16 protein-coding genes are annotated in these 20,565 nt (G+C 71.3%); 13 read left to right on the top strand and 3 right to left on the bottom strand.

What is annotated here, in order from left to right:
- Positions 1–62 precede the first annotated feature (62 nt).
- The 10 genes from DFJ69_RS12550 to DFJ69_RS12505 all read left to right on the top strand — a co-directional run bounded on the left by DFJ69_RS12550 (position 63) and on the right by DFJ69_RS12505 (position 9,397).
- On the top strand, positions 63–2,099 hold the full coding sequence (locus DFJ69_RS12550) for a hypothetical protein (RefSeq protein WP_116022645.1): 2,037 nt from the start codon (positions 63–65) through the stop codon (positions 2,097–2,099).
- Positions 2,100–2,105: 6 nt separating this feature from the next.
- Entirely contained in the window at positions 2,106–3,668 is a 1,563-nt protein-coding gene (locus tag DFJ69_RS12545; RefSeq protein ID WP_116022644.1) for a type 1 periplasmic-binding domain-containing protein, read from the top strand.
- Positions 3,665–4,009: a HEAT repeat domain-containing protein gene (locus DFJ69_RS12540; RefSeq protein WP_116022643.1), complete on the top strand. Its 345-nt coding sequence runs from the start codon at positions 3,665–3,667 to the stop codon at positions 4,007–4,009. The genes DFJ69_RS12545 and DFJ69_RS12540 overlap by 4 nt, the downstream gene beginning before the upstream one ends.
- A 70-nt stretch (positions 4,010–4,079) precedes the next feature.
- The gene (locus DFJ69_RS12535) at positions 4,080–4,559 is read left to right on the top strand and encodes a MarR family winged helix-turn-helix transcriptional regulator (RefSeq protein ID WP_211328603.1); all 480 of its coding nucleotides are present in this window, start codon (positions 4,080–4,082) and stop codon (positions 4,557–4,559) included.
- A gap of 86 nt (positions 4,560–4,645) precedes the next feature.
- Positions 4,646–4,807: a hypothetical protein gene (locus DFJ69_RS34255; RefSeq protein WP_170177478.1), complete on the top strand. Its 162-nt coding sequence runs from the start codon at positions 4,646–4,648 to the stop codon at positions 4,805–4,807.
- A gap of 46 nt (positions 4,808–4,853) precedes the next feature.
- Positions 4,854–5,759, top strand: a complete 906-nt coding sequence (locus tag DFJ69_RS12530; protein WP_116022642.1) for an LLM class flavin-dependent oxidoreductase — start codon at positions 4,854–4,856, stop codon at positions 5,757–5,759.
- A gap of 80 nt (positions 5,760–5,839) precedes the next feature.
- On the top strand, positions 5,840–6,592 hold the full coding sequence (gene nth, locus DFJ69_RS12525) for an endonuclease III (RefSeq protein ID WP_116026589.1): 753 nt from the start codon (positions 5,840–5,842) through the stop codon (positions 6,590–6,592).
- A gap of 313 nt (positions 6,593–6,905) precedes the next feature.
- Entirely contained in the window at positions 6,906–7,499 is a 594-nt protein-coding gene (locus DFJ69_RS12515) for an NUDIX hydrolase (protein ID WP_116022640.1), read from the top strand.
- A 125-nt stretch (positions 7,500–7,624) separates the two neighbouring features.
- Positions 7,625–8,824: a MarP family serine protease gene (locus DFJ69_RS12510; protein WP_425453328.1), complete on the top strand. Its 1,200-nt coding sequence runs from the start codon at positions 7,625–7,627 to the stop codon at positions 8,822–8,824.
- 213 nt (positions 8,825–9,037) lie between these two features.
- On the top strand, positions 9,038–9,397 hold the full coding sequence (locus tag DFJ69_RS12505; RefSeq protein WP_245974291.1) for a DUF309 domain-containing protein: 360 nt from the start codon (positions 9,038–9,040) through the stop codon (positions 9,395–9,397).
- Between the two features lie 13 nt (positions 9,398–9,410).
- On the opposite strand, the gene DFJ69_RS12500 is transcribed toward DFJ69_RS12505, so the two are convergent.
- The 3 genes from DFJ69_RS12500 to acs all read right to left on the bottom strand — a co-directional run bounded on the left by DFJ69_RS12500 (position 9,411) and on the right by acs (position 13,068).
- Positions 9,411–10,334, bottom strand: coding sequence for an alpha/beta fold hydrolase (locus DFJ69_RS12500; RefSeq protein ID WP_116022638.1), 924 nt, complete (start codon positions 10,332–10,334; stop codon positions 9,411–9,413).
- 16 nt (positions 10,335–10,350) lie between these two features.
- Positions 10,351–10,785: a phage holin family protein gene (locus DFJ69_RS12495; protein ID WP_116022637.1), complete on the bottom strand. Its 435-nt coding sequence runs from the start codon at positions 10,783–10,785 to the stop codon at positions 10,351–10,353.
- Positions 10,786–11,109: 324 nt separating this feature from the next.
- Positions 11,110–13,068 (bottom strand): acetate--CoA ligase, encoded by a 1,959-nt coding sequence (gene acs / locus DFJ69_RS12490; RefSeq protein ID WP_116022636.1) that lies wholly within the window; start codon positions 13,066–13,068, stop codon positions 11,110–11,112.
- 421 nt (positions 13,069–13,489) lie between these two features.
- Here acs and DFJ69_RS12485 point away from each other — a divergent pair, with 421 nt between their 5' ends.
- From DFJ69_RS12485 to DFJ69_RS12475, 3 genes are all read left to right on the top strand, one after another.
- Positions 13,490–14,344: a Fic family protein gene (locus DFJ69_RS12485; protein WP_211328602.1), complete on the top strand. Its 855-nt coding sequence runs from the start codon at positions 13,490–13,492 to the stop codon at positions 14,342–14,344.
- 2,237 nt (positions 14,345–16,581) lie between these two features.
- Positions 16,582–17,661, top strand: coding sequence for a septum site-determining protein Ssd (ssd, locus tag DFJ69_RS12480; RefSeq protein WP_116022634.1), 1,080 nt, complete (start codon positions 16,582–16,584; stop codon positions 17,659–17,661).
- Positions 17,662–19,350: 1,689 nt separating this feature from the next.
- Positions 19,351–20,517 (top strand): TadA family conjugal transfer-associated ATPase, encoded by a 1,167-nt coding sequence (locus tag DFJ69_RS12475; protein WP_116022633.1) that lies wholly within the window; start codon positions 19,351–19,353, stop codon positions 20,515–20,517.
- The last annotated feature ends 48 nt before the right edge of the window (positions 20,518–20,565 follow it).

The following is a 20,565-nucleotide window of genomic DNA, read 5'->3' as shown; positions in this document are numbered from 1 at the left end:
GTTCGGCGCGGTATTCCTTGCTGTCAAGAGGGGGTGCGGCGGACGACCGAGAGGTGTGCGCGATGGCGACCGGTGAACTCATCTCGGGCGCCGCCGAAGAACTCTTCGGGCGGCGTGCGGCGATCAGGATGGTGCGCGACTTCATGGAGCGGCCGATCGTCGACGGCGTCCCCACCAGCCGCTGGCAGCCCGTGCTGCTGTTCGTGGGGCCCGGTGGCGCGGGCAGGTCGGCGCTGCTGCACGATCTGGACATCAAGCTCGACAACAACGTGCCGCACGCCCGGGTGGATTTCGCCCACCTGCCCACGGCGGGCATCGAGGACGTCCTCGAACTGCTGGTCTTCGAGCTGAACCGGCATTGCGGCTCTTACGGCACGCTGGCGTTCCCGCGTTTCATCGTCGGCCGGATCGTGATGGGTCTGGAGGGCATCGACCATCGCAATCCCGCCGTTCCCTACCGGGTCATCCCGGAGCAGTTGGAGACGTACCGCGACGTCGACAAGCTCATGAATTTCCTGAACGAGATGGCCGCCGGGGTCATGGCCGTCCTGGGCCTGCCGGGGGAGATCGGGGGGCAGGTCGCCCGGCTGGTGTTCAGCGGGCTGATCGGCCGACGACGGATACGGCGGGTGATCTTCGGGCCGGGCCGGGACTGGTACGAGCAGCTCGACCCCGGCCGCGACCCGATCAAGGGGCTCGTCGAGCTGCACCGTCGGGCGGGCAACCGGGCCGGCGACGCCGACCGGCACTGGGTGGACAGCGTGCTGCTGGCCGCGTTCATGGCCGATCTGCGGGACGGCTTCACGGCGTCCGGACGCCGTGACCCGGTCCGTTCGCTCAACGCCGTGATCCTGCTCGACAACGCCGGGCTGCCCGCGGGCACGCACTTCCTCAAGCGGTTGGTGCAGGCCCGCAACCTGATCTCCAAGCGGGGGGACGGGCGGCCCGACCCCCTCACCGTGGTCGCCGCCAGCGACGGCGAGCTGCCCCGGCACGTCATGGTGGACGTCCAGCCCCTCCCGGAGAGCGGGATCGGCGACCCGGACGCGTTCTTCCGCCGCTTCGAGGACCGGCCCGGCAACGGCCGGTGGTGGTATCCGGTCCGGCTCCGCGACCTCGTCGAGGACGACGTCGAGGCGATGGTCGCGGCGCTCCGGCTGTCGGTGTTCAACGGAGACCACGTCGCCCTGCTCGTGCACGGTCTGACCCGCGGGCACCCGGGGTCCACCCGGCTGCTGCTGGACGCCGTCGGCGACCACGACGTCGAGGTGCGCGACGACCCGGACAACCTCGCGGACCCGGCCGATCTGCTCGACCTGCGGCTCATCCTGGACAGGCCGATGCCCGGCACCGCGCCGTCGCGCTCCGTGCGGGACATGTTGATCGAGTCGCTGCTCGGCGACCTGGCCGGCCAGCCCGACGTGGTCGAGGACCTGGTGACCTGCAGCGCGGCGCGCGACCGCCAGGAGATCCGGCGGCTGGGGGAGGTGGACGACCTGCTCACCCACCATCCCCACCGGCTGTTGGAGCACGATCTGTGGGTGCCCGGCGAGCACGGCCCGGGTCTGGTGATGCGTCCCGCGCTGCGGCGTCTGCTGCTGGACCGGCTCGCCGCCCGCGACGACACGGCGGCCGACGGCTGGCCGGCCCTGCACCGGTACCTGCGGGACTGCGCGGAGCGCGAGGGCGGCCCCGCCGACCCCGGAGTCCTGTACCACGCGTTGGCGCTGGGCGACGAGGAGGGCCGCAAGACCGTCTGCAAGGAGCTGCAGACGTCGCTGGGCCGGATGTCCGCCGGCGACTGGTTGGAGCTGCTGTGGGCCGTGACCGGGGCGCCGAACCGGCAGCGGTACACCGGCTCGCCCAACGACGCGGTGATCAGGCTGAGCCGGTGGGCGGGTCCGGACGAGCGGGCCTGCGCCCGGCTGGTCACCGGGCTGTGGCTGGCCGCCGACCCGCTCACCGGCTGCCGCCGCCGGACCCTGCACTCGAGCGTCTCCTGGAACTACGCCGAGGCCATGGCGCTGGTCGGCGACGGCACCGACGACCTGCAGAAGGAGGTGGATCGGCACACCGGGCTGGCCGCCCGCTGGTGCTGACCGCGCATGGGCGACAACGTCTTCTCCCCCACCCGACCCCCGTCCCGACCCGGCCCGCCCCGGAAGTGGATCGCCGCGGCGGCGGCCGTGGTCCTCGTCATCGCCCTGGTGCTCGGCGTCGGGGCGCTGCGCGGCGATGACGCCGTGACCCCGCCCAGGGCGGCCGAGTGCGCCCCCGGCATCGCTCGGGTCGACGTGGTCGTCAACGACACGACCATGCAGCGCCGCAAGGAGTGCGTCGGGGTCACCGACTCGCACGACTTCGGCAGCCCCGCCATCCGGCGTCTCCTCCCCCTCCTGCGCAAGGAGAACGACCACGCCACCCAGGGCGGCCCCGGCACGTACGTGACGGTCGCCTTCCTCGGCCCCCTCACCGGGGAGGATCCGCGGATCGTTCACATGCTCGAAGGGGCCGTCACCGGCCAGCACCGGGCCAACCAGGAGAACCTCGTCGGCTCGCGCCCGCGCGTCAGGCTGGTGCTCGCCAACACCGACAGCCGCCAGAGCTCCTGGCGGCCGGTGGTCGCGACCCTCAAGCGCATGGTCGGCGGCGGCGACCACCTCGCCGCCGTGACCGGGCTGGGGCTGAGCCAGAAGGAGACCCTCGACACCGCCCATGAGCTGAGCAAGGTCTCGATGCCCATGGTCGGCAGTGTGATCACCGCCGACACGCTCAACAGCACCCGGGTGCGCGGACTGGTCGCGGTGAACCCGCGCACCGGAGAGCAGGTGTCGGTCCTGCGGCAGTACCTGCGCACGGTGCCCGCCATCCGCAGGATCATGCTGGTCAGCTCCGGCGACCCCGACGACCTCTACACCACGTCCCTGGTCGACGCCTTCAAGCTGCACCTGGGCGACTACTCCGACGGCAGCGAGTACCCGTTCGGGCCCACTCCGGGCGACGAGTTCAACACCATCGTCAAGAACCTGTGCAGCCAGGACGGCGAGCCGCCGGACGCGGTGTTCTACGCCGGACGGGCCCGTGACCTGCCCACCTTCGTCGAGTACCTCGCCAAGCGCTCCTGCCATCCCGAGCGGATCACGATCCTGTCCGGGTCGGACGCCGTGCGGCTCACCCTCGACATCCCCGACAACGCCAAGATGGGCGAGTACCTGACCCGCGCCCACAACCCGATCTCGGTCATCTACGCCCCGCTGGTCGAGCCGTCCCTGCTCGAGGACCCGCCCGGACGTCCGGGGCACGACGGCGAGAACCTCAAGCAGAACTACGCCGACTTCGTCCGGTCCTACCAGCAGCTCGGCTTCCACCCCGGCCGCCTGAACTCCGCGTGGGGCATCATGGCCCACGACTCCGTCCTGCTGGCGGTCGGCGCGATCCGGCTGGTCAAGAACCCGCAGCAAGGCGGCCTCCCGCTGCCCGCCGAGGTCCGCAACCAGCTCTACCTGATCAGCACGTCGGCGACCAGCGTCCCCGGCGCCTCCGGCCCCCTCACCATCTCGTCCGCCGGAGACCGCAAGAACGTCCGGCTGCCTGTCCTGCAACTCGTCATCGGCAGCACGCCGAAGCTCCTGACACCGGACCTCCTGTCCCCGAAGCCGGCACCGTGATCGGCGTCGGGACGACGTCGGGTCGTCCGGACGTGGCCCGGCCCGCGCTCACCTCCTTGGCGACCGCCGGAGCGTCCGCCGTCCATCCCGCGCTCCGGCACGGGCATCCCGCCATCCGGGTCGCCGCCGCCGGCGCTTTGGCGACCGTCGGAGAGCACGGCGACCTCCCACGGCTCTCGGCCCTGCTCGCCGACGACGACCCGTGGGTACGGGCCGCCGCCGCCCGCGCCCTCGGCGTGCTCGGCGATCGGCGTGCCATCGACCACCTTCACCGCGCACGCCACGACGAGCGCGTCGACGGACACACCACACGCGACGCGCGACGAATGCTCGGGACCTGAGACCCGGTCCTCGGGCGTCGTACAGTTCGCTGTACGAATGGTCGCTTTTCCGAAATGCTACCTTGGTCGCGTGGGCGAGCATGAGGACGGCCGGATGGGAATCGTGACCGCCTTGGTGCGGTCCACGTTCCTGGTGAACGCCGTGTACGCCGAGTCGGCCCGTGAGCATGGGCTGACCGCGCAGCAGGGGCAGTTGCTGTGCGTGTTGATGGCGCAGCCGTACGGCATGGGCGAGCTTGGGGCGATGCTGCGGCTGGCCAAGTCGAGCCTGACCGGCCTGGTCGACCGTACGGAACGGAACGGCCTGGTCCAACGCGCGGCGGACCCACGGGACACGCGCGCCGTGCGGGTCGCGCTCACTCCGCGGGGCGCCGCGCTCGTCGAGGGGTTCTACGCCGAGACCTGCCGGCGGATCGAAGGGCTGGCGGACGGTCTGGACGCCGCCGAACGCGGGACGCTCGCCGCCCTGCTCGGCCGCGTCCTGCGGGACAACGAGGTCCCGGCCGTCTTCCGCGAGCCGGAGGGAGGGCCCGCCACCCGCAGGACCTGAGACCCCTCCCGCGACGAGGAGTTGCAGTTCGTGGTGCGAACTAATATGGTTCGTGCAACGAACTGAGGCGTTCGTTCAAGGGAGTGGTGCGGCAGGGAGCGCACGGTCGTCGTCATCGGTGGCGGTCACGGGGTTCGGCGGTCGCCAAGGCGTTGGACTCCGAGGCCCACGTCGTGCTGATCGACCCCCGCGACGCGTTCGTCGACCTGTTCACCGGCCGCTTCGCCGCCTTGTTCGGCCTCGCCTGAAGGGCCCGGCCCCCAGGGAATGACCCCTTCGAAGGAAGGAAGGACCATGTCCGAACACGAAACCGTCTTCGGCTTCGGCGCCCACAGCGGCATCACCGAGGCCCCGGAACTGCTGAGCATGGCCCGACAGGCCGACCGCGACGGGCTCGACCTCTTCTCGCTGTCGGATCACCCCTACATCGGCGAACGCCTGGACGCCTACGCCGCCCTCGGTTTCATCCTCGGCGGCACCCGAAACCTCGCCGGCTTCGCCAACGTCACCAACCTGCCGACCCGTCCCGCGCCCATGCTCGCCCGGACGGTGACGTCGCTATCGGCGCTCTCCGACGGCCGCGTCGTCCTCGGCATGGGCGCGGGCGGACGGTGGGACCTGATCTCCGCCATGGGCGTGCCGCCGCTGTCGCCCGGCGAAGCCGTCGACGCCTTCGAGGAGGCGATCGTCCTGGTCAAGAAGCTGTCCGGGGGCGGCCCGCCGGTCACCTTCCACGGCCGCCACTACCGGGTGGACGAGATCGAGCCCGCCCCGGTGGCCGCCCCGCCCGTGTGGACCGGATCGGTCGGCCGCAAGTCCCTGGCCGCCACCGGCCGAGTGGCCGACGGCTGGCTCCCCGGCCACGCGGCCGACTGGCTCAGCAGACGCTACCGGGAGTCGCGCCCCGTCATCGACGAGGCGGCGGCCGCCGTGGGCCGCGACCCCGGCGAGATCCGCACCGTCTTCAACCTGCCCGGCCGCATCACCGACCGACCGCTGCCCGCCACCCGCGACCGCGCCGGCCGCTGGATCGGCGGCTCCGCCGACCAGTGGGTCGAGGAGCTCACCACCGCCGTACGCGACCACGGCGCCTCCGGCTTCATGCTCTTCTCACCCCAAGGCGGAACGCCGGATCCCGCCTCACTCGGCCGCTGGGGCGGCGAGGTCGTCCCCGCCGTACGCGAGGCACTGACGAAGTGAGCGCCCCGCCCCGGCGCCGGCCGCCCCAGGCATGGGCGGGCGGGCACCGGAGGGTCTGTTCGGGTCCTACTGTGGGCGGCATGGCGACGAACACGGAGGCAAAGGCTCCGGTGCGGCGGGCGGCCCGATGGCGCAAGCCCGAGAGCAGGCTGGCGCTGGTACGGCGGGCGCGGAAGATGAGCCGGATCCTGGCGGAGACGTACCCGGACGCGCATTGCGAGTTGAACTTCGCGAACCCGTTCCAGCTCCTGGTCGCCACGGTGCTGTCGGCGCAGACCACGGACGTGCGGGTGAACCTGACGACGCCCGCGCTGTTCGCCAGGTACCCGACCCCCGAGGACCTGGCCGCGGCCGACCCGGAGGACGTCGAGGGCATCCTGAAGCCGCTGGGGTTTTTCCGCGCGAAGACGCGTTCGGTCATGGGGCTTTCGGCGGCCCTCCTGGACAGGTTCGACGGTGAGGTCCCCCGGACCCTGGACGACCTGGTCACCCTGCCGGGGGTGGGCCGCAAGACCGCCAACGTGGTCCTGGGCAACGCGTTCGACGTCCCGGGGATCACCGTCGACACCCACTTCGGGCGGCTGTCCCGTCGGTTCGGCTGGACCTCGGAGACCGACCCGGACAAGGTCGAGCGCGAGATCGGCGACCTCATCCCGCGCAAGGAGTGGACGGTCCTGTCGCACCGCCTGATCTGGCACGGCCGCCGCATCTGCCATGCCCGCCGCCCCGCCTGCGGCGCGTGTCCCCTGTCCCGGCTGTGCCCGTCCTACGGCGAGGGCCCCACCGACGCGGAGACCGCCGCCGCCCTGGTCCGCTCCGGCCCGTTCTCGTGAACGCGTCCGGCATGTGCGACGTGGACGGCGCGTTCCGTGACGGCGGCGCAAGCGGTGCCGGCGGCGGGTCTGGTGGCGCGTTTCGCGGCGGGGGCGTCAGCGGTGCCGGCGGCGGGCCCGGTGCCGGTGGCGCGTTTCGTGGCGGGGGCGTCGGCGGGTCGGGGGTCGGTGGTGCCGGCGGCGTGGGCGGCGGGACGGGTGGCGTGGGAACGAAGCGTGGCTCGGCGGGGTTGGGACAAGGGTGACACCCTCCGAGACAAGCCCCCCAAGCCCGCCGCCATGGCTCGATCGCTTCATCGACGAGGCCCCCCGGATGACGGTGCCCGCGTTCCTGCGTCCGCCCGTCGAGGCGCGCCCGGCCGCGGTGCTGTTGCTGTTCGGCGAGGGGCCCGACGGTCCGGATGTGCTCCTCACCCAGCGGGCCGCCACGTTGAGCAAGCACGCCGGTCAGCCCGCGTTCCCCGGTGGGCGCATCGACCCTGAGGACGACGGGCCGGTGGCGGCGGCGCTGCGGGAGGCGTACGAGGAGACGGGGCTCGACCCGACCGGCTGTGACGTCGTGGCGACCCTTCCGGAGCTGTTCCTGTCGTTCAGCGGCTACCGCATCACGCCGGTGGCCGCTTGGTGGCGTGAGCCTTCGTCGGTCGCCCCCGGGCATCCCGGTGAGGTGGCGTCGGTCGCCCGGGTGCCCATGAACGAGCTGACGGACCCGGCCAACCGGCTGAACGTCCGGCATCCGTCCGGGTTCGCCGGCCCTGCCTTCCGGGTGCGCGGGATGCTCGTGTGGGGGTTCACGGCGATGCTGCTGAGCAGCGCGCTCCAAGTGGGCGGCTGGGATCGGCCGTGGGACACCTCCCGTACCGAGGACCTGCCGCCGGACGTTCTCGCCCTCGCCGCGAGCGACTGACGGGGGACCGACGCGCCCGGGGCGAGACCCGGTCGCGCGTATCCCACCCTGCGGTGACAGGAGCGGTACCAGAACTGGTTCAGTGAGGGGACGTGAATCCCGGTCACGGGCTATACGGTGAATTCGTGCTGGGCGACCACGTTCTTGACCTGATCCTGCTGCTGCTCGTTGGGCTCTTCGCCGTCTCGGGCTACCGGCAGGGCTTCATCGTGAGCCTGTTGAGCTTCATCGGCTTCGTCGGCGGTGGGGTGGTGGGGGTGCTGCTGGCGCCCCCGATCGCGGAGGCGGTGGTCGACGGCACCTCGCAGCAGGCGCTGCTGGCGATCATCATCGCCCTGCTGGCGGCGACCCTGGGCCAGTTGGCCGCGTCCTCGCTGGGCGCCGTCCTGCGCAACCACGTGACCGGCGACAACGCCCGCGCGGCCGACGCGGTCGGCGGGGCCCTGGTCAGCGCGCTGTCGCTGCTGGTCGTGGCCTGGTTCTTCGGGATGCTGATGTCCGGGGCCAAGATCGACTGGCTGCGCACGCAGGTGAACGCCTCCGCGGTGCTCGAGGGTGTCGACACCGTGATGCCCGAGCAGTCGCAGACCTGGTTCTCCTCGTTCCAGCAGTTCGTGGACACCGGCGAGTTCCCGAGGGTGTTCCTCGGGCTCGGCGGGGAGTCGGTGGTGGAGGTGCCCCCGCCGGACGAGAACGTCCGCAGCACCCCCGAGCTGCAGGCCGCCAAGCGCAGCATCTTCAAGATCGTGGGCACCGCGCCGCGCTGTCAGCGCAAGATCGAGGGCACCGGCTTCGTCTACGCCCCCGAGCGCATCATGACCAACGCGCACGTGGTGGCGGGGGTCCACGGCGGCATCGACATCATCTCCTGGGACGGCCGCAAGCAGGGCAAGGCCCGCGTCGTCCTGTACGACCCCGAACGCGACATCGCCGTCCTCCACGTGCCCGGCTTCAACGCCCGCCCGCTGAGCTTCGACGGCCCCGCCCGCACCCGCGACGACGCCGTCGTGGCGGGCTTCCCCAAGGGCCACGGCTACACCGCCGACGCCGCCCGCATCCGCGCCCGCCAGGACGCCAACGGCCCCGACATCTACCACTCGGGCCAGGTCACCCGCGAGATCTACGCCATCCGCGGCAAGGTCGAGCCCGGCAACTCCGGCGGCCCCCTCCTCTCCCCGAAGGGCACCGTGTACGGCGTCATCTTCGCCGCCGCCCTCGACAGCCCCGCCACCGGCTACGCCCTCACCGCCAAGGAAGTCCGCCCCGACGCCGACATAGGCCGAACCGCCTCCGTCCCCGTCGACACGGGCGCCTGCTCCGACTAGCCCCCCAAGGGCCACACCCCACCAGCACCCGGCCACCCCAGCCGCGTGCCCCGACCTGAAGATCTCCACCACCAGGCGCGGGGGGCGTGGGGGGTCGTCCCCCCACACAATGGAAGAGTGAGAGATCGGGATGAGTCGGGGCGTGCTCGTAACGCGCGGCCCAGGGATGCGTACGGGCGGCCGCTGCCGCATGGGGCCGTCGGGGAGCCCACGATGCCCGACGAGATGGTCATGAGCCCCGAGGAGGCGTTGACGGAGGCGCAGCGGCTCCTTGACGCGGATCGGCCGTTCCACGCCCACGAGGTGCTGGAGGCGGCATGGAAGGCGGCCCCGGAGGTGGAGCGCGAGTTGTGGCGGGGGCTGGCGCAGATCGCGGTGGGCGTCACCCATATACGCCGGGGCAACCCGAGGGGGGCTCGGGCGCTTTTGACTCGGGCCGCCGACCGCCTGGAGCCCTACGCGGCCTCCGCGCCCCACGGCATCGACGTCGCGGGGCTCGTTCACGCGAGTCGGCGCCTGGCGGAGCATCCTGAGCCGCCGTCCACCGCAATCGACCTGGCCCTAAGGGGATGACGGTGCGGGCGGGTCAGCGGTCGGGTTCGGGGTCGTTCAGCCAGCCGAGGAGGAGCGAGTCGAAGGAGCGGGGGCGTTCCTGGTGGGGGAAGTGGCCGGCGCCTTCGAGGAGCTTCCAGCGGTAGGGGGCGGCCACGTAGCGGCCTGAGCCCTGGGCTGTGCTCGGGAGGGTGAAGGTGTCCAGGGCGCCGTGCAGTTGGAGCGTGGGCACGTGAATGGGGGTGCGCATACGGCGCGCGTACCGGATGCCGTCGGGGCGGGGCAGCGAGCGGATGAGCCACCGGTGGTACTCCATCGCGGAGTGGGCGACCCCTTGGATCTGGAAGGCCTGGCGTACGACCCGTTCGGTGCGCTCGTCCGGCCAGCCGGGGCCCGACCAGTCGTGCAGCATCCGGCCCACCAGGGCGGCGTCGTCGCGTACGAGGCGTCGCTCCGGCCACATGGGGACCTGGAACTCCAGGGAGTGCCGGGTGGCCCACGCCTGGGTGCGCAGCCCGTTCCGTACGGCTTGGCGCAGCCGCAGGGGATGGGGGGCCGACACCGTTACCAGGCGTTGGACGACCTTGGGGTGGTAGACCCCCATCGTCCAGGCCAGCAGGCCGCCCCAGTCGTGCCCCACCACGATGGCGTTGGCCTCTCCCAGTGCGCGCACCAGTCCGGCGGCGTCGCCGGCCAGCGTCACCAGGTCGTACCCGCGCGGAGGCTTGTCGCTGCCGCCGTACCCGCGCAGGTCCACGGCCGCCGCGCGGAACCCGGCGGCGGGCAGCGAGACCAGTTGGTGGTGCCACGACCACCAGAACTGGGGGAAGCCGTGCAGCAGCAGGACGAGCGGCCCTTCACCCGCCTCCGCTATATGGAAGCGGGTCCCACCGGCGCTCACCGCGCGATGGGTCCAGGGGCCCTCGGCATCGATGACCGACTCGTCGCGCCCGGGCATGTCTCTCCGTCGTTCGTCAGTCGGTCTGGGCGATCGCGGGCTTGTCCGACTCGTGCTGCCAGGCCTTGGGCAGGTCGCCCAGGGTGCGGCGGGTGCGTTGGGCGCCCCGGATCCGCTTCACCACCAGCACGCCCACGACGCCGAGCAGCACGGCCACCGCGACGTAGGTCAAGGCCACGGTGAGGAACGCCAGCCAGGCCCACATGTCGAAGAGCTCCATCAGCCCATAGGCCAGTGCGAGCCCCAGGAAGATGATCACCGGCGCGAAGACCGCCAGCGACACGAAGAACAGGGCGCCGCCGATCACCGCCTTCCGGGCGTCGACCTTCAGTTCCATCTTCGCCAGGCTGATCTCGGCCCTGATCAGCTTGGAGATGCCGCTCGACGCCTGGGCGACCAGCTCACCGAGAGACTGATCCTCGATACGCTCGCCCGGCCCTGCCTCCGTCATGTCGCTCCCCTTCTCCCAGGGCACCGGTCTCCCAGGGCCCGGTGCATAGCCTGGCAGCAGGGATCACCGTACTGCCACCCGGCACCACCATGCGGGAGGCGCCGGGCTCAGCCGGGGACGTCCACGGCGGCGTGTCGCCGTGCGCGGCTCCGGAACACCGGCGTGGCCGGTGTGGACGAGATCAGACCGGCGATCTGCACCGCCGTGGTCACCTTCTCGAACCTGGCCCCGCCTGGGAAGGCCGGACCGCCGATCAACGGCGAAACGGTGGATCCCACCCCGGCCGGCCGTGCGGTGGGCGGCTCACCGCACGGCCGACCGGTGTCAGTCCTCGGACTTGGCCGCGGGGAGCTTGGCGGAGATGAGGTCCATCACCGAGCCGTCGGTCAGCGTGGTGACGTCGCCCAGCGAACGGTTCTCCGCGACGTCCTTGAGGAGACGCCGCATGATCTTGCCCGAGCGGGTCTTGGGAAGCTCGGGGACCACCATGATCTGCCTTGGCTTGGCGATCGGCCCGAGGGCCTTGGCGACGTGGTCGCGCAACTCCTTGGCGAAGCCCTCGCCCTCGGTGCCCTCGGCGGCGCCCCGGGGGATCACGAACGCGACGATGGCCTGGCCGGTGACCGGGTCGGTGGCCCCCGTGACCGCCGCCTCCGCGACCTTAGGGTGCGAGACCAGCGCCGACTCGACCTCGGTGGTGGAGATGTTGTGCCCCGACACCAGCATCACGTCGTCCACGCGGCCCAGCAGCCACAGGTCGCCGTCGTCGTCCTTCTTGGCCCCGTCCCCGGCGAAGTACATCCCCTCGAACCGCGACCAGTACGTCTTGACGTACCGCTCGTCGTCGCCCCAGATCGTCCGCAGCATCGACGGCCACGGCTCCTTGACCACGAGGAACCCGCCGCCGCCGTTCGGCACCGCCTGCCCTTGGTCGTCCACCACGTCGACGCTGACCCCCGGCAGGGGACGCATCGCCGCACCCGGCTTGCCCTCGGTGACGCCCGGCAGGGGGCTGATCATGATGCCGCCGGTCTCGGTCTGCCACCACGTGTCCACCACGGGGCAGCGGTCCGCGCCGATGTGGTGCCGGTACCAGACGTACGCCTCGGGGTTGATCGGCTCGCCCACGGACCCGATCAGCCGCAGCGACGACAGGTCGTACCCGGCGGGGATGTCGTCTCCCCACTTCATGAACGTCCGGATCGCGGTGGGCGCGGTGTAGAAGATGGTCACCTTGTACTTCTGGATGACCTCCCACCAACGGCCCCGGTGCGGGGTGTCGGGGGTGCCCTCGTACATGACGCTGGTCGCGCCGTTGGCGAGCGGCCCATAGACGATGTACGAGTGCCCCGTCACCCAGCCGATGTCGGCGGAGCACCAGTACACGTCCGTTTCCGGCTTCAGGTCGAACACGGCGTGATGCGTGTACGCCACCTGGGTGAGATAGCCGCCGGACGTGTGCAGGATGCCCTTGGGGTTACCCGTCGTCCCCGACGTGTAGAGGATGAACAGGGGATGCTCGGCGTCATGGGGCTGCGCCTCGTGCTCGTCGCTCTGCCCGTCTACGAGGTCGTGCCACCAGACGTCGCGCTCGTGGGTGGCCGTTGGTTCGTTGGTGCGGCGTACGACCAGGACCTTTTCGATGCTGGGGGTCTCGGCGACGGCCTCGTCCACCGTGGGCTTGAGGGCGGACGGCTTGCCGCGCCGGTACCCGCCGTCGGCGGTGATGACCAGCTTGGCCTGCGCGTCGTCGATCCGCTTGCGCAACGCGTCCGCGGAGAAGCCGCCGAACACCACCGAGTGGGTGGCCCCGATCCGCGCGCACGCCAACATCGAGATCGGCAGCTCCGGGATCATCGGCAGGTAGATCGCCACCCGGTCGCCCTTGCGCACCCCCAACTCCAGGAGGGCGTTGGCCGCCTTGTTGACCTCGCCCTGGAGGTCCGCGTACGTGAGGGTACGGGTATCGCCCGGCTCGCCCTCCCAGTGGTAGGCGACCCGGTCACCGAGGCCGGCCTCCACATGCCGGTCCACGCAGTTGTAGGCGACGTTCAGCTCCCCGCCCACGAACCACTTCGCGAACGGGGGGTTCGTCCAGTCCAACACCTCCCCCCACGGCTTCGACCAGGACAGGCGCTCCGCCTGCCTCGCCCAGAACCCGAGCCGGTCCTCCGCCGCCTCCGCGTACGTCTCCGCGGTCGCGTTGGCGGACGCCGCCAGCTCGGGGGGCGGGGCGAAGCGCCGGTTCTCCTGAAGCAGGTTGGAAAGGGTCTCTTGGCTCACTTGATCTCCTCGCCGGGCCGTTTCCGGTGCGTTCTCCGTTCCTCGCCCGGGACCTCGCCCGTCCTTCTAGGGCACGGCGATCCCTCCGCGTCCGTCGAGCCCACAGACCTGCCGGCCCATGGCGCCCGCGTGTCGCTCACGGCGTTTCTCTCCTCCTGAGAGGGAACAGTGGGTGGCGCCCGGTGCCGTCCACTTCACCAGGGAAATCCGCGCGTCACAAGGTCAACCCCACCCTGAATCCCACCTCTCTACCTGCCATGGACCGGTTGCGGGCGCCTTCCGGGCCGGGCGGCTCGCGGGCTCTCGGGGAGGCTTGGGGCGTCTTCCCATTGCCGAGTGCGTGAGCCGCCGTTGCTTCATGGGGCGTTCGCCGACGGCCGGGGGGTGGGGTCTCGGCGGGTTCCAGGACGGCATAGGGTCGATGACCGTGACCGACCCATTCGCCCAAGTGGCGGCGCTTCCCGGAGTCGCCGACGCGGTCGCCGACGCCCGGGGCGCGGTGGACCGACTGCTCGGCCACCGCATCCTCCGCCGTCGTAGCGCCGAGGTGTCCACCGAGTCGGCCCTGCGTGCGGCCCGCGCGTCCGCGGCGCTGGAGGGCGTGCCGGTCACCTTGGACGAGCTTCGCAAGGACGCCGCGGCCGCCCTCGCCGAGTCCGATGACGGCCCACCGCCCGCCGCCTCGAACGGTGCGGCGCACATCGACCCCGTGGTCCAGGGATCCCTGCGAGTGTCGGCGGAGCTCGGAACCCTGCCCACGACCTGGCGCAACGCCCCCCGGCAGGTCCTCGCGCGCCTTCACGTGCTGGTCGCCGCCGACGCGGTCGAGTCGGACGACCTGGGCCGCCCCCGTACCGACGACCGGTCGGCCACCGACCCGCTCGGCCTGGGCGCGCCCCCGCCCCCCGCCGAGGTCGCGGCCCGACTGGACGCCTTGAGCGCCCTGCTCACCCAGCCCACCAAGGCCCCGGCCGCCGTCGTCGCCGCCATCGTCCATGGTGAACTCCTGTCCCTTCGGCCGTTCGGCTGGGGCGACGGCATCGTGGCCCGGGCCGCGGAACGCCTGACGCTGGTCGAACGCGGCCTCGACCCCAAGTCGCTCACCGCACCCGAGGTCGGCCACGCCGAGTTCGCCGCCGAGTACGCCAAGGCGGCCCAGGCCTACCTCACCGGCACCCCCGAGGGCGTGGCCGCGTGGGTACGCCACTGCGCCGCCGCCCTCAAGGCCGCCGCCCGAGACTCCCTCGCCATCTGCGAGGCGTACATGCGCGGCTGAGCCGGACTGGCCAGTGCCCCTGCGCCGTCTTCCCATCGGCGCGTGCAGCGGATACGGGCGCGTTCAGGATGCTCGGGGCGCGTGCGTTGCGCTGGTTCGCCGGCAGGTGCCCGGGCTGGACGCCCGGTACCGGGGCCTGCCGACCCTGTCGTTGACAGCCGTTGCGCCGGGGCAGTGCCCGGCATGTCACCACCCCCGGTGAACGGTTCTGGACAACGCACCAGGCGTCGACCTCCACGGGCGTTGGGAAACCGCTCGTGGCGCGGGGCAAGGCCTCGTGGGAGATCGTGCGGCGACGATGTGGCTGTATCTGGGGTGGCTCCGCGCGGGCGGTGGACTCGTCATCCGGCCCGAGGCCGAGACGCCGGATCTGGGCCCGTGTCGCGTCGATCAGGACCATCGGGGCGAGCCCGCCGCATGGCGAGCGGCGCCCCACCGTGGGGACGCCGCCGCCACACGTCACACCGGGTTACCAAGCGTGCTCCTTGAATCGTCGGATCGGGTCAAGCCCGTCTCGACGCGCCTCCCGCGGCTGGTCGCGCGTGGGTGCCCGGGTGCCGTGTACGGACACTTGGTCCGTGACACCTGTCTACGCCTCATTTGCCCATTTGACAAGCCCTCTCTGAGGGTCCCTCCCGAGTACGGCCCACCCCTTGGGGGGCATCGTCGAGAGCGGCGAAGTCCTCCCCATTGGCCCTCTTTGCCTAAAACCACAGCAGTATGAGAGCTCGGAATGCCTTCTGGTCTTGATCACCCACTGTGATCGCCCTGAAGTCCACCGAACACTCGGACCGCCTACTCCGGCGCCGGAACCCTTCGGGCCGTTCCACTCCGGCCCCGCCCACGTGCTGCGCCGCCTGGCTTGAGGGGCTGGGTGGGCACATGTCCTACTTCGTCGACGACCGACACTGCGAAGTCCGCAAAAAACATCTCCTGCTGTATCACTTAGGCGCTCGACGGAAGTGACAACGATCGGGCAGCATATGTTGTATCTGCCTAGACTGTAGGCAACGAGCTCCTACGCTTCCCTTAGATCAAACTGTCGTGCCCGCCATAGGGCACCCAAGGTTGATCTACCTCGAGACTTTCTTGGAACGGGCCGGCTCTACCCCCCCGGAGTCGGACCGCACGACGACCCCCGCTATCCCCCCCGGCGGGGGTCGTCGCATGTCCGCCCGCCCCCACCGAACGCGGCCCTCCACACCAGCCACCCCGACATCCCCCTTGGCCCGCCGGTGCCTGGCAACGCCACGAACGCCATCGGGGAGGCAGCGTCCTTCGGCAGGAAGGGCGCCGACCATGCGACCCGTACCTCCCAAGAGGGACCTGCCCCGCGGCGACCCTCCACCTCGCTTCCGATCTCAGGGCAAGCTCGCCTCGCTTTCGGGCCTGCCTCCGACCTCGGGCCCAACTCCGGCCTCGGGCCTGCCTCCGGCCTCGGGTCCGCCTGCGACCCTGGGCCTGCCTCCGACCTTGGGCCCGCGTCGGGCCTGCGTCGGGCCTCGGGCCTGCGCCGGGCACTCGGGCCCGCGTCGGCCCCCCTGAGCTCATCTCGGACCCCGGGCTCGTCTCGGACCCCTGCATCGCCTCGGGCCTCGGACCCCGGCATCGCCTCGCTTTCAGGTCTGCCTCCGGCCTCGGGTCTGCCTCCGGCCTCGGGCCCGCGTCGGGCCTCGGGCCTGCCTCCGGCCTCGGCCTGCGTCGGGCACTCGGGCCCGCGTCGGGCCCCTGAGCTCATCTCGGACCCTGAGCTCATCTCGGACCCTGAGCTCGTCTCGGACCCCGGCATCGCCTCGGGCCTCGGGTTCGCGTCCCGGCCTCGGGTCGCCCTCCGACCTTGAGCCCGCTCAGACCTTGAGCCCACGTCGGACCTTGGGTTCGTCTCAGGCCTTGGGCTGGCGCCAGGCCAGGATTCGCCTCGGGTCTCGGGTTCGTCTCAGGCCTCGGGTTCACCTTGGGGCCTCAGGACCTCTTCGGGTCTGGGTTCGCCTCTGGCTTCGGGTTCGCATCGGATCTCGGGTTCGTCTTGGCCCTCGGGTTCGTCTCGAACTCTGGACTTGTGTCCGGCCTTGGGCTCGTGTCCGGCCCCGGGTTTCGCTTCTGGCCTTGGACTCGCCTCCAGCTTCGGAGGGCGACCGAGTCGGGCCCGGTAACGGTTATCCACAGAAGCGGCTAGACCTTCACCCCCAGGTCGTCCCGCCCCCATCGTGGAGTCAACCGACAACACGGAGGCTCCCATGGCCATCACCGCACTGATCGCGACCCGCGATCCCCGCATCGCCGACGACCTCATGCGGCTCGCCGTCGCAGCGAACGCTCAAGCCGTCGTGGTGTCCACCACCGACCAGGCCAAGTCCCACTGGCACCAGCCGCCGCTCGTCCTCGTCGGGGACGATCTCGCGGAAGGCCTGGCGGCCGATGGCATCGCCCGTCGTGCCGGAGTCGTCCTGGTGACGACACAGGTGGACGCCCCGGACGCGTTCCGCGCCGCCGTCAAGGTGGGCGCTCAAGACCTGGCGGCCCTCCCTTCCGACGAGCCGTGGCTGGTGGATGCGCTGGCCGCAGCGGCCGAGCCGTACGACGCGCAGGCGACCACCGTCTGCGTCGTCGGCGGACGAGGCGGCGCGGGCGCCAGCGTTCTGTCGGCCATGCTGAGCCTGGCCGGGGCCCGGAACGGGTTGCGCACACTGCTCATGGACGGTGATCCGTTGGGCGGCGGCATCGACCTGGTCCTCGGTCAGGAGGCCACACCTGGTTCCCGCTGGCCCGACCTCGCCGACCGGCGGGGGCGTCTCAGCGCCGACACCCTCCGTCGATCCCTGCCCGCCGTGGACGAGCTATCCGTGCTCTCCTGGCCGCGCGGCGATGCCGAGCCGCTCACGGCGGATGCGATGAACACCGTCCTCGACGCCGCCCGACGCGGCTTCGATCTCGTCGTCATCGACCTCGCCCGAGACCCCGGAGAGACCGAACGCATCGCCCTCCGCGCCGCCGACCACACGGTGCTGGTCGTCCCGGCCGAGCTCCGCGCGACGGCGGCGGCCGACCGGGTCGCCGCCCGACTCCGCCGCGACACCGACGACGTCCGCCTCATCATCCGCGGCCCGTCACCCGGCGGCCTGTCCGGCGACGTGATCGCCGAGGCGCTGGAGCTTCCTCTCGCCGGCGTGTTCCAGGAAGACCGTCATCTCCCCGCTGCCGTCGAACGCGGCGACCTGGTCCGCCTCAGCCGACGCGGTTCGCTCCCCGACCTGTGCGACGCCCTCATCAACGACCTGAAGCCACGTTCACTGACCCACGAGACCGAGGCGGCATGAGCCCCACACCACGGCACCCCCGAATGCACTCCCGTCAGCACGGCCGCAGACCGCCGGGCGGCCCCAGGGCTCCGCTCCGGCTGATCCCCGACCACCCATGCCCCCCACGCTCTACGAACCAGGCCTCCCTCCAGCGCTTCCGCGCTCTCTTCGTCCGCAAAAGCCCACCCGACCCCTCAAACCCACCCGACGCCCAATCCCAAGAGGAGCCGCCCCCCGACTAGGCCCCGTCTGGCCCTGTCGCGCTCCCGGCCCGAAAGGCCTCCCAACCAGCCCTCACGCCAGGAACCCGCCCGCTCGCCGCCCTTCCGGCACCGGTACGTCACTGGCACAAGGCCGTCGTTGGACGTCGACTCCCCGCCGGAGCACAGCGCACGTCAAGGCTGCCGACCGTCGTCGACTCGCGGTCCCTCAATGCACCACGTGTGCGACGGTGCCGCCCGCGACGCCGACGGGCATCGAACGTGGTGCCGGGTGGACATCGCGAAGTCCGAGCCCTCAGCGCATCGCACGCCGCAGGCGCCGGCGGTGGCCAACTCCGCGTCCTTCAGGGCGTCAACGTGTGCCACGGTCCTGGCGGTGCCGCCTGGGACAGTCCCGAGGCATCGAATGTGGGGCGAGCCGGACGTCGTGGGACCCGACCCCTCAGCGCATCGAACGTCGCGGGCGCCAGTGGCCGTCGACTCCGACCCCTAAGTGCTTCCAACGTCGCAACCGCAATCCGCCGTCGGCCCCAAGACCGTCGCTCCCAAGACCGTTGCTCCCAAGACCGTCGGCCCAAGACCGTCGGCCCCAGACCGTCGGCCCCAGACCGTCGGCCCCAGACCGTCGGCCCCAAGACCGTCGGTGTCCAAAGGCCGTGTGCCCAAAGGCCGACGTCTCGGCACCGCCATCGTCGGTACCGTCAACGCTTCGACGACTGGGGCGTGGAGATTCCCATCTCCCGGCACCGTCAACGCTGGCAACGGCACCGTCACCCGTCCGACGACCGGTGCCGTCGACGCCCGGCACCAGTCACCGCTTCGAAGTACGGAGCCGTTGACGCGTCAACGCCTGGTGCCGTGAGTGTTCCAATCTTCGGCCCCGGTTGACCCGCACGGCGGCGTCATGGCAGTGGCGGTGGTCGCCAAAGGCGACCGCGATTCCAGACATGCGTGGACCTCAGCAGCCGGGCAGCGCAGCCGACCTCCCAGACTTCGTCGGTGCGCGAGTAAGGAGGCCCCACACCACGATGCCCGGTTACACCCGCCTTGAGCCCTTCCACCCGTGTCCCGCGAGCCCCCCGTCTCGCCTGACCGCTCATCTCCAGCTCATAAGGACCCAATATGGCCAGCCCTTCTGACTGCACGGACCCATGAACCGATGACATGGCCGAGCCAAGACAAACCCGAACCAGCGGGCCCCCACCCCTCAGTCGGCCGTCCACGTTCGCATAGGCCTGGGCCCGGAAGTCCTCTCGCTGTGCGAAGCCATCGTCAGGAGTCCACGCCCAAGGAACCGCTGATCAAGACCCTGCGGCAACGGAGCCATCGCAGTGAGTCCACGACCGCACAGCAACGCATGGCCCTTACAGAGGCGGCATCCAGGCCGGTTTCCCTGGGCCAACGCTCGTTCCCATCGACCCCATGAGTCGTCCGCTTCGGCCCTCGCGGTCAAGCCGTTCGACTCTCGGACAGGCAGGTGTTGCAAATGAACGACCCCAGATTCGTCGACGCCGTCCGCGACCGACTCGCGGGCAACGGTGGTGAGCCCACGGGCGGGCAGGTGGCGGCCGCCCTGCGAGCCGAAAGGGGATTGCTGGGGGACCAAGAGGTGCTCACCCTGGTGAACGAACTCCAAGCGGACTTCGTGGGCGCCGGACCGCTCGAGCCGCTCCTGCGAGCTCCGGACGTCACCGACGTCCTGGTCAACGGCCCCTACGAGGTCTGGATGGACGCGGGTGCCGGTCTGGTGCGAACCTCGGTTCGCTTCCCGGACGAGAACGCTCTGCGCAGGCTGGCTCAACGTCTGGCCGCCATGGCCGGCCGTCGCCTTGACGATGCGGCTCCCTACGTCGACGCCCGGCTTCCGGGTGGCGTCCGCCTGCACGCCGTGCTCCCACCGGTCTCCCCAGGCGGCACCTCACTGTCCCTGAGGCTGCCGCGCCGTCAGGGCTTCACCTTGAACGAGCTCGTCGCGGCCGGAGCGATTCCCCACGAGGGTGCCCCTCTGATGGCGGCCCTCGTCGCCGCACGCCCCGCCTTCCTGATCACCGGCGGCACCGGAACGGGCAAGACGACCTTGCTGAGCAGCCTGCTGTCGCTGGCCGACCCTCGTGAACGCCTCGTCCTCGTCGAGGACTCGGCGGAGCTCCGGCCTGACCACCCGCATGTCGTCCGCCTCGAGGCACGGCCGCCGAACATCGAGGGCGCGGGCGGGGTCACGTTGCACGATCTGGTACGCCAGGCCCTGCGCATGCGGCCTGACCGGTTGGTCGTTGGCGAGGTACGAGGCCGCGAGGTCGCAGATCTCCTCATGGCGCTCAACACCGGCCATGAAGGAGGATGCGGAACTCTGCACGCCAATACGGCGGCCGATGTCCCCGCACGCCTCGAAGCCTTGGGCTGTGCCGCGGGTCTCAGCCGGGAGGCCGTCCACAGCCAACTGGCCGCCGCACTGGACATCGTCGTGCACCTGATCCGGGACCCCGTCGACGGTCGCCGCAGGGTGGCGGACATCTGTCTTCTCGAACGCGCCCCGAACGGCCTGGTCGAGGCGATTCCCGCGATCACGTTCGCCGGTGACGGGCGACTGACCGCGGGAGCCGGTGCGACGGTCCTGGCCGACCGCCTCGACCACAGATGGACCTCCGTATGAACGCCCGTCGACGCCCCTGGTCAGGAAGTCCGGTTCGCCGCTCTCCCG

It is taken from the genome of Thermomonospora umbrina (assembly GCF_003386555.1).
GTDB lineage: Bacteria > Actinomycetota > Actinomycetes > Streptosporangiales > Streptosporangiaceae > Thermomonospora > Thermomonospora umbrina.
This window is presented reverse-complemented; position numbering and strand designations above follow the sequence as displayed.

Coding starts and splice junctions, on each gene's coding strand:
- DFJ69_RS12550 (WP_116022645.1), top strand. CDS start 63: ATGGCGACCGGTGAACTCATCTCGGGCGCCGCCGAAGAACTCTTCGGG.
- DFJ69_RS12545 (WP_116022644.1), top strand. CDS start 2,106: ATGGGCGACAACGTCTTCTCCCCCACCCGACCCCCGTCCCGACCCGGC.
- DFJ69_RS12530 (WP_116022642.1), top strand. CDS start 4,854: ATGTCCGAACACGAAACCGTCTTCGGCTTCGGCGCCCACAGCGGCATC.
- nth (WP_116026589.1), top strand. CDS start 5,840: ATGGCGACGAACACGGAGGCAAAGGCTCCGGTGCGGCGGGCGGCCCGA.
- DFJ69_RS12515 (WP_116022640.1), top strand. CDS start 6,906: ATGACGGTGCCCGCGTTCCTGCGTCCGCCCGTCGAGGCGCGCCCGGCC.
- DFJ69_RS12505 (WP_245974291.1), top strand. CDS start 9,038: ATGCCCGACGAGATGGTCATGAGCCCCGAGGAGGCGTTGACGGAGGCG.
- DFJ69_RS12500 (WP_116022638.1), bottom strand. CDS start 10,334: ATGCCCGGGCGCGACGAGTCGGTCATCGATGCCGAGGGCCCCTGGACC.
- DFJ69_RS12495 (WP_116022637.1), bottom strand. CDS start 10,785: ATGACGGAGGCAGGGCCGGGCGAGCGTATCGAGGATCAGTCTCTCGGT.
- DFJ69_RS12485 (WP_211328602.1), top strand. CDS start 13,490: ATGACCGTGACCGACCCATTCGCCCAAGTGGCGGCGCTTCCCGGAGTC.
- ssd (WP_116022634.1), top strand. CDS start 16,582: ATGGCCATCACCGCACTGATCGCGACCCGCGATCCCCGCATCGCCGAC.
- DFJ69_RS12475 (WP_116022633.1), top strand. CDS start 19,351: ATGAACGACCCCAGATTCGTCGACGCCGTCCGCGACCGACTCGCGGGC.